Consider the following 6,572-nt stretch of genomic DNA (forward strand, 5'->3'; position numbering starts at 1 on the left):
CGGCGGCGGCCGACCCGCGGCCCGAGCCCCCGCCCGGGGCCGAGCCGCCGTCCCAGCCGCCGTCTGAGCCGCCGCCCGAGCCGCCGTCCGCGGTCGAGCCGCCGCAGGCTGCACCATCGACCGGCCGTTTGCGCGCCCTCCCGCGCCACCCCCTGACCGTCGCCGTGCTCGCGGCCCTCTGCGCCACCGGTGTCGGCGTGGTCCTGGTCGTCGCGGCCGGTGCGGATCCGGCCACCGCGTGGCAGGCCCTGGACGAGGGCATGTTCGGGTCCTCGTACGCCATCGGCAGCTCGCTGAACTCCGCGGCCGTGCTCGCCCTCATCGCCTCCGGCTTCACGGTCGCGCACCGCGCCGGCCTGGTAAACGTCGGCGGCGAGGGCCAGCTCTGCGCGGGCGGCACGGCCGCGGCGGCGACCGGACTCGCGCTACCCGCCCAGGTGCCCGCCGCACTGGGCGTGCCACTCATCCTGATCGCCGGCTTCCTCGCCGGCGCCGCATGGGCGGGCATCGCCGCCTGGCTGGAGGTGGAACGCGGCACCAGCGAGGGCATCACCACCCTGCTCCTCAACTTCATCGGCATCGGCATGGTCTCCCTCGCCGTCCACGAGGAAGCGCTGCTGCGCCAGCCCGTGACCTCGTCGGAGACCCTGCCGCAGTCCGCACCCCTGCCGGCCGGGGCCCAACTCCCCCTGATCGGCGACGTGGAGTCACCCGCCACCGCCATCGTCCTCGTCGCCGCGCTCGCGGTCGTCACCACCGGCATCGTGCTCCGGCACACCGCGCTCGGCCTGCGGCTGCGCGCCGTCGGACACTCACCGGCCGCATCGGCCCGGCTCGGCCTGCCCGTCGGGCGGCTCGAGGGCGGCGGGCTCGCGTTCGCCGGGGGGCTCGCGGGCGTCGCGGGTGCGGCGCTCGTCGCCACCGCCCCGTATGTACTCGCCGAGCACTTCTCCTCCGGGTACGGCTTCGCGGGCCTCGTCGTCGGACTGCTCGCCCGTGGCTCGCTCACCGCTGTGGCCGCCGTATCGCTGCTCTTCGGCTTCCTGACCTCCGGCGGCATCAACCTCCAACTCGCCGCCGAAGTACCCGCGTCCACCGTCCAGATCGTCCAGAGCCTGCTCGTGCTGTTCATCGCCGCCGCGATGTTGTTCACCACGCGCCGCCCAGGGAGCCGCTGATGAGCGCCGTAGCCCAAGAACTCGCCTCCGGTGGGGTACGGATGGCCCTGCCGCTGCTGCTCGCCTCCAGTGGCGAACTGCTCAGCGAACGCGCGGGAGTTCTCAACCTCTCCGTCGAAGGCATGATGCTCACCGGTGCGTTCGCCGGCGCCGTCGGTGCGCACCAGTCGGGCAGCGCGGCCGTGGGAGTCGTCACCGCGGTCGCCGCCGGCCTGCTGTTCGCCGGCCTCCAGGCGCTGCTCAGCATCACTCTGCGCGCCGACCAGATCGTCACCGGCATCACCGCCAACGCTCTCGCGCTCGGCGCCACCACCTACGGCGCGCGGCTCGTCTTCGGCGACGGCGCCGGCGCCAAGTCCCTGCCCGGCCTCGACCCGCTGGCCATTCCGCTGCTCAGCGACCTCCCGATCCTCGGCCCCGCCCTCTTCGAGCAGACCCTCCTCGGCTATCTCGCCTTCGCCGTGGCCATCGCGCTCGCCGTCGGCTTCAGCCGCCGCAGGACCGCCGGGCTCGTGATCGACGCGGTGGGCGAGGACGCCCTGTCCGCCGACCGCAGCGGCCTTCCGGTCGCCCTCATCCGGTACGGGACCGTCCTGCTCACCGGCGTCAGTGCGGCGCTCGCCGGTGCGCATCTCGCGCTCTCCGAAGTCCATGCCTTCAGCGACAACATCACCGGCGGCATCGGCTATCTCGCCGTGGTCGCGGTCATCGCGGGACGCTGGCGCGCCTGGCCGACGCTGCTCGCCTGCCTGGTCTTCGGGCTCGCCCAGTCCCTGCAGTTCGCGGCGCCCGCGCTCGGCCTGCACATCTCTGCCCCGCTCCTGACGACCCTGCCGTACGTCTTCGCCCTCCTCGCGGTGAGCGGCCTGGTCGGCCGCAGCCGCGCCCCTTCGGGGCTCACCACCCCGTTCGTCCGCGCCAGTTGAGGCAAAGGGACCGATCGTACGGAAGAAAACGCCCAAAGCCGGCATCGCGTACGACGATCGGTCCCCCGACCACCATTACAGGAGCATCCGCGCACATGACCCTGATTCTTTCCCGTTCAGTGATACGTGGCCTGCTCGCCGAAGGCGAAGGTGAAGCCGTCGCGGAGGTCGAGAGGACGGTGGCCCGTGCCCACCGTGACCTGGCGCACGGGCGGGCCGTGCTGCCCGCGCCGCCCGCGATGCGGCAGCCTGCGGGGGACGGTGCCTATCTCGCGATGGCCGCGGCCTCCGCGCCCGACCGGCTCGCCACGGTCAAGCTCCTCGCCGATCTGCCCGCCAACCGCGAGCGCGGACTGCCGGTCCAGCGCTCCGCGGTCCTCGCGGTGGACGCCGAGACCGGTGCCTGCGCGGCGTTGCTCGACGGCGCCGAACTCACCCGGATCCGCACCGCCGCCGCCACCGCCGTCGCCACCCGGGCCCTGGCCCGCGCCGGCGCCCGCACGCTCGGCATTCTCGGTACGGGCCCGCTGGCCCGCGCCCACGTACGGGCGCTGCTGCCCGGGCGCCCGTACGAGCACGTACTGATCTGGGGCCGCACCCCGGCCAACGCCCAGGCGCTGGCGCAGTGGATCACGGCCGAACTCGACGTCCCCGCCAAGGTGTTCGCCGACCCCCGCTCCGTCACGGAGCACGCCGACGTCCTGTGCACCCTCACCCCGTCCCGCGACCCGCTCGTCCACGGCGCCTGGCTGCAGCCGGGCCAGCACATCAACGCGGTCGGCGCCCCGCCACGCGCCGACCACCGCGAACTCGACACGGAGGCGGTGCTGCGCTGCCGCATCGTCGTCGACGCGTACGACACGGCGCGCGCCAAATCGGGCGAGGTGCTCATCCCCCTCGCGGAAGGCGCCCTCACCGAGGACGCCTTCCGCACCGAACTCGGCTCGGTCCTCACCGGACAGGCCCCAGGCCGCACCACCGACGACGAGCTGACGCTCTTCAACTCGGTGGGTGTCGGACTCCAGGACCTGGCGGTGGCGCGGCTGCTGATCGACCGGGCGGGGGAGCGGGGCGTGGGGCTGACCGTCGACCTCGCGGGGTGAGCCACCCCGGGCCCCGTCAGCGGCTCGCCGAGGTGTCAGCCCGCCAACAGCTTGTCGATCCGCTGCAGTTCCTCCGCGGAGAACTCCAGGTTCTCCGTGGCCGCGACACTGTCCGCGAGCTGCTCCGGGCTGCTCGCGCCCGCGATCGCCGAGGTGACCGCGGAATCGCGCAGGACCCACGCGAGCGCCATCTGCGCGAGGGACTGGCCGCGCTCGCGGGCGATGTCGTTGAGCGCCTTGAGCTGGGTGACCGTGTCATCGGTGATGTTGTCGGCGTTCAGGAACGGGCTGAGGCCGGCCGCGCGCGAGTCGGCCGGGATGCCGTCCAGGTAACGGTTGGTCAGCAGTCCCTGGGCGAGCGGCGAGTAGACCACCGAACCGGCGCCGGCCTCGGCGAGCTCCGACCACAGTCCGTTCTCCGGCGCGCGGTCCAGCATCGAGTACTTCGGCTGGTGGACCAGGAGCGGAGTGCCCAACTCGCGCAGGATACGGGCGGCTTCACGGGTCTGCTCGGGCGAGTAGTTGGAGATGCCCGCGTACAGCGCCTTGCCCTGGCGCACCGCCGCGTCGAGGGCGCTCATCGTCTCCTCGAGCGGGGTGTCCGGGTCGGGGCGGTGCGAGTAGAAGATGTCGACGTACTCCAGACCCATGCGCTTCAGGGACTGGTCGAGGGAGGACAGGACGTACTTGCGCGAGCCCCATTCGCCGTACGGTCCCGGCCACATGAGGTAGCCGGCCTTCGTGGAGACGACGATCTCGTCGCGGTGGGCGCGCAGATCCTCCTGGTAGATCCGGCCGAACGCGGTCTCGGCGGCGCCGGGCGGCGGACCGTAGTTGTTGGCCAGGTCGAAGTGCGTGACGCCCAGGTCGAAGGCCTTGTGCACGATGGCCCGCTGGCGGTCCAGGGAGCGGTCGGTGCCGAAGTTGTGCCACAGGCCCAGGGACACGGCGGGCAGCAGCAGACCGCTCCGGCCGGTGCGGCGGTAGGGCATGGACTCGTAACGGCCGGGTGCGGCTGCGTACACGAAGGACCTCACTCCAGAGTCGAAGAACGTTTCTGCCCAGCCTCACCCGCCCGGCGCCCGGCTGTCCAACAAGAACGAACAAAATCTTCCCGTGTGGCTCCCCGCGTGCGCCCTACGGAGAGGAGTCGCCCGCCTGCCGCGGCCCGAGGACCTCGCTCAGGTCGAAGTTCACCGGTTCCTCGAGCTGTTCGTACGTGCAGCTCCCGGGCGCGCGGTCGGGGCGCCAGCGCCGCCACTGGGCGGTGTGCCGAAAGCGCGCCCCGTTCTCCATGTGGTCGTACGCCACCTCGGCCACGCGCTCGGGCCGCAGCGGCACCCAGGTGAGGTCCTTCTTGCCGCTCCAGCGGTTGACCGAGCCCGGCAGTCGGGCCGACTCGTGCGCGGCCTCCTGCGCCCAGGCCGCCCACGGGTGGCCCTCGGCCGATTCCATCCGCAGCGGCTCCAGCTCCTCGACGAGCTCCTCGCGCCGCTTCATCGAGAACGCCGCCACCACGCCCACGTGCTGGAGCACACCCTGGTCGTCGTGCAGCCCGAGGAGCAGGGAGCCGACGACGGGCCCGCTCTTGTGGAGGCGGTAGCCGGCGACGACCACATCGGCCGTCCGCTCGTGCTTGATCTTGAACATGAGACGCTCGTTCTGCCGGTACAGCAGATCCAGCGGCTTCGCGATCACCCCGTCCAGGCCCGCGCCCTCGTACTGCTCGAACCACTGGCGGGCCACGTCCTGGTCCGTGGTCGCGGGCGCGATGTGGACGGGCGCCGAGGAACCCGCGAGCGCCATCACCAGCTTGGCGCGGCGGTCCGCGAGCGGTGTGTCCACCAGGGATTCATCGCCGAGCGCGAGCAGATCGAAGGCGACGAACGAGGCCGGCGTCTGCTCGGCCAGCAGTTTCACGCGCGATGCGGCCGGGTGGATACGCTCCGTGAGCGCGTCGAAGTCGAGCCGGCCCCCGCGGGCGATGACCACCTCGCCGTCGATCACACAGCGTGCCGGAAGGTTCGCCTTCAACGACTCCACAAGCTCCGGGAAGTACCTGGTCAGCGGCTTGCCCGTACGGCTGCCGACCTCGATCTCATCGCCGTCGCGGAACACGAGGGCCCGGAAGCCGTCCCACTTCGCCTCGTACTGCATATCCGGCGGGATCTTGGCGACGGACTTCGCGAGCATCGGCTTGACGGGCGGCATCACCGGCAGGTCCATGCTCTCGATTGTGCTGCGTCCCGCCGCCGTGCGCCCGGTGGATCCGTACTTCCATATGCAGCGCGACGCCGCCCCGCCTACCGTGGCAGGCATGGGTGGAGCTGCGATCGAGCTGGACGCGGGCGGCCGGAAGGTGCGGCTTTCGAGCCCGGACAAGCTGTTCTTTCCGGAGGCCGGATATACGAAGCGGGACCTCGCCGAGTACTACCTCGCGGTCGGCGACGGCATCCTGCGCGCGCTGCGCGACCGGCCGACGACCCTGGAGCGCTATCCGGACGGCGTCGGCGGCGAGTCCTTCTTCCAGAAGCGCGCCGCGAAGAACACCCCGGACTGGATCCCGACGGCCGAGATCACCTTCCCCAGCGGACGCAAGGCGCACGAGATCTGCCCCACCGAGGTGGCGGCGGTGATCTGGGCGGCGCAGTTCGGCACCTGCACCTTCCACCCCTGGCCGGTACGCGCGGACGACACCGACCACCCCGACGAACTCCGGATCGACCTCGACCCGCAGCCCGGTACGGACTTCGAGGACGCGGTGCGCGCCGCGCACGAACTGCGGGCGGTGCTCGACGAGTTCGGCGGCCTGGTCGGCTGGCCCAAGACGTCCGGCGGGCGCGGTCTGCATGTGTTCGTGCCGATCGAGCCGCGCTGGGACTTCATCGAGGTGCGTCATGCGGTGATCGCCGCCGGGCGTGAACTGGAGCGCCGGATGCCGGACGCGGTGACCACGGCCTGGTGGAAGGAGGAGCGCGGCGAGAAGATCTTCGTGGACTACAACCAGGCGGCCCGCGACCGCACCATCGCCTCGGCCTATTCCGTGCGGCCGAATGCCAAGGCCCTCGTCTCGGCGCCCCTGACGTGGGACGAGGTCGACGATGCGCACCCCGACGACTTCGACCTCAAGACGATGCGGACCCGGTACGCCGAAGTCGGCGACGTCCACGCCGACATGGACCGCACCCGCCACACCCTCGACGCACTCCTGGAGCTCTCGGAGCGCGACGCGAAGGACCGCGGCCTGGGGGACATGCCGTATCCGCCCGACTATCCCAAGATGCCGGGGGAGCCGAAGCGGGTGGCGCCGAGCCGGGCGAAGAAGGAGCAGTAGCCGCGGACGTGCCGGTGCCCTCGTCCCGTAC

The 6,572-nt window shown here is 72.0% G+C and carries 6 protein-coding genes; 4 read left to right on the forward strand and 2 right to left on the reverse strand.

Annotation, left to right across the window (positions count from 1 at the left end):
• From JAO81_RS26465 to JAO81_RS26475, 3 genes are all read left to right on the forward strand, one after another.
• The coding region (locus JAO81_RS26465; RefSeq protein WP_374194353.1) for an ABC transporter permease at positions 1 to 1,178 on the forward strand (1,178 nt) is incomplete at its 5' end.
• Positions 1,178 to 2,104, forward strand: coding sequence for an ABC transporter permease (locus tag JAO81_RS26470; RefSeq protein WP_199550448.1), 927 nt, complete (start codon positions 1,178 to 1,180; stop codon positions 2,102 to 2,104). The genes JAO81_RS26465 and JAO81_RS26470, both read left to right, overlap by 1 nt.
• Positions 2,105 to 2,199: 95 nt before the next feature.
• Positions 2,200 to 3,207 (forward strand): ornithine cyclodeaminase family protein, encoded by a 1,008-nt coding sequence (locus JAO81_RS26475; RefSeq protein WP_199550449.1) that lies wholly within the window; start codon positions 2,200 to 2,202, stop codon positions 3,205 to 3,207.
• 35 nt (positions 3,208 to 3,242) lie between these two features.
• Here the strand turns inward: JAO81_RS26475 and mgrA are convergent, their stop codons facing one another.
• Entirely contained in the window at positions 3,243 to 4,232 is a 990-nt protein-coding gene (mgrA, locus tag JAO81_RS26480) for an L-glyceraldehyde 3-phosphate reductase (RefSeq protein WP_199550450.1), read from the reverse strand.
• 112 nt (positions 4,233 to 4,344) lie between these two features.
• Complete coding sequence (locus tag JAO81_RS26485) at positions 4,345 to 5,433, reverse strand: ATP-dependent DNA ligase (protein ID WP_199550451.1); 1,089 nt, start codon at positions 5,431 to 5,433, stop codon at positions 4,345 to 4,347.
• A 91-nt stretch (positions 5,434 to 5,524) separates the two neighbouring features.
• Between JAO81_RS26485 and ligD the strand changes: the two genes are divergently transcribed.
• Positions 5,525 to 6,541, forward strand: coding sequence for a non-homologous end-joining DNA ligase (ligD, locus tag JAO81_RS26490; protein ID WP_199550452.1), 1,017 nt, complete (start codon positions 5,525 to 5,527; stop codon positions 6,539 to 6,541).
• Positions 6,542 to 6,572: the final 31 nt, after the last annotated feature.

The sequence above is a fragment of the Streptomyces sp. N35 genome, assembly GCF_016464295.1.
In the GTDB taxonomy this organism is placed as follows: Bacteria; Actinomycetota; Actinomycetes; order Streptomycetales; family Streptomycetaceae; genus Streptomyces.

Bases quoted from the DNA above. Each gene is read 5' to 3' on its own strand.
- JAO81_RS26470 (WP_199550448.1), top strand. From the start codon at position 1,178: ATGAGCGCCGTAGCCCAAGAACTCGCCTCCGGTGGGGTACGGATGGCC.
- JAO81_RS26475 (WP_199550449.1), top strand. From the start codon at position 2,200: ATGACCCTGATTCTTTCCCGTTCAGTGATACGTGGCCTGCTCGCCGAA.
- JAO81_RS26485 (WP_199550451.1), bottom strand. From the start codon at position 5,433: ATGGACCTGCCGGTGATGCCGCCCGTCAAGCCGATGCTCGCGAAGTCC.
- ligD (WP_199550452.1), top strand. From the start codon at position 5,525: ATGGGTGGAGCTGCGATCGAGCTGGACGCGGGCGGCCGGAAGGTGCGG.